Annotated in this window: 1 protein-coding gene; it reads left to right on the top strand. The window is 37.4% G+C overall.

The features are described from left to right. Positions 1-477: 477 nt before the first annotated feature. Entirely contained in the window at positions 478-783 is a 306-nt protein-coding gene (locus L990_RS16635) for a hypothetical protein (RefSeq protein WP_047451776.1), read from the top strand. Positions 784-1,021: the final 238 nt, after the last annotated feature.

Raw genomic sequence — 1,021 nt, 5'->3', positions numbered from 1 at the left:
CAGGATTTTTCTTTGCTTCGTTTCTTTTCATCCTTGAAAAGAAATGATGAAAAAGGAATAATATTTAGGTTAGCAGTCTTTTATACACCAACCTTTCCTTTGTCAATCGCCATAATCTACATCAGCGTTCGTGCCTAAGCGAAGATTAGCTACGCTGAACTCGCACTTCGTGCTCGGTTGTGTCTTCGTCCTTGCTAAGCACCAGCCTCCCGACTGCCATTCAAAAGTAAAAGAACAGCGCAGCCGTAATGGGTGCGTTGTTATGTTTTTTAATGACGGTCAAAGACCGCTACTTAAGTTCGACGGCATTACAAATGCCGCCGAGCCCTGTGCGTTTAATTTAGACTACGGCTAGCTAAGGTGATTACTGTAGCCTCTGTTTAACTGAGTAGTTTAACCCGGCTAGCAGGGTTATTCATAATAATTGATTTACTTTGACTGCAACTAAACTTACGTTTTACTTTCTCTAAATAAGAAATGATTGCTGATTTTCAACATAAATTAAAGAAACAACTGGAAGATACATCTTCAGTCTCATACAAAGAAATTTGTGATATTTTAGATGCCTTTCAAATTGCCTCTGGACAAAGTTTTGCCATTGGCAAAACAAAAGTATTATTAAACTATTTAAAAAGTGGTAATTCCTTTGCGATTGAAAACTTTGATCATACAAACAAGAGTAAAGAGGTTTCCTCAATAATAGAATTGGTCAATATCTATAAAGACATTGACCAATTCGTTGATTTATCTATTGATAAAGAATTTAAAGAATATTTCTCTTAATAACCTAGCCAAGATTTGATATTATTCCATTCTGTGGTGGTTATATTTACAGGTTTGTATTTCTTAATTGTTAAGTGATTCAATTCCCCCCTGCTCGCCGTAGTCTACATCAGCGCACTAGTCTGGGCGAAGTCTGTGACTTCGACCTTGCTAAGCACCAGCCTCCCAACTACCATCCAAAAGTAGCAAAAAAGCAAAGCGCAGCTGTTGATAAGAACATTTGCATTCTGCTGGTTTT

Source organism: Alistipes sp. ZOR0009, from assembly GCF_000798815.1.
In the GTDB taxonomy this organism is placed as follows: Bacteria; Bacteroidota; Bacteroidia; order Bacteroidales; family ZOR0009; genus Acetobacteroides.
The sequence above is the reverse complement of the archived record's forward strand: the minus strand, read 5'-3'. Positions and strand labels throughout refer to the sequence as shown.

Excerpts from the sequence above, each read along its gene's own strand:
- L990_RS16635 (WP_047451776.1), top strand. The coding sequence starts at position 478 with ATGATTGCTGATTTTCAACATAAATTAAAGAAACAACTGGAAGATACA.